General features: G+C 35.3%; 1 protein-coding gene. It reads right to left on the minus strand.

Annotated features, from left to right (window positions below; translation table 11 throughout):
- Nucleotides 1-178: 178 nt before the first annotated feature.
- A partial coding sequence (locus BK585_RS23605) for a transposase (RefSeq protein WP_139367708.1) occupies nt 179-756 on the minus strand: 578 nt, incomplete at its 5' end.

The following is a 756-nucleotide window of genomic DNA, read 5'->3' on the forward strand; positions in this document are numbered from 1 at the left end:
TTCTTACCTCCAGTCAAGTGTTTTTTATAACTTTTATTTATGTTTCACCTAATTATTTTGAGTGGGAGGGGTACCCCTCCCACTCAAAATAATTCTGGTCATGCCAAAAAGACCTGACGATTTAGTTTTTTTCGCAAGGTCAGATATGGTATAGTATAAGTAACTGTTACGAATAGGTTTACGCTGCTTCGTAATTATAGGTGATGTTGTGTGTGATTAGATGAAATGCCACTTTCAAAAACTTATTCACACACGCAATCGACGCAACTTTGTGGGGCTTTCCTTGAGGTTGCGTTTTTAATTTGTCGTAGTACTCTACGATATGATTGTTAGTCTTCTTACGAAGTCTAATCATTGTTTGAACCATAAAGTACAAGATTTTTCGTAGCTTGTTGTTTCCTCGTTTATTAATTTTATCTTTATAAAATGTATTGCCAGATTGATAACGCATAATATCAATCCCAACATATGCATTTAATTGTTTATTGTTTCTAAAGCGTTTTAAATCCCCAATTTCACCTATTAGCCTTACAGCTGTCACTTCACCAATCCCTGGAAATGAAAGTAAAACCTTATACTCAAAACGTTCTTTGGAAAGCTCACCCATCTGTTTTATTAGCTGTTCTTTTTTCTCTTTTAAATCAGTAATACGTTTGGCATAATCACGTACTTGTTCACATCTTACATCCTCTTTCGAAATTGCTGGATATGAATCTTTCGCTGCGTTAAGTAGTTCTAGGCCCTTTGCTTCGGCAC

Origin of the sequence: Bacillus alkalicellulosilyticus, from assembly GCF_002019795.1 — a bacterium.
GTDB classification, from domain to species: Bacteria; Bacillota; Bacilli; order Bacillales; family Bacillaceae_F; genus Bacillus_AO; species Bacillus_AO alkalicellulosilyticum.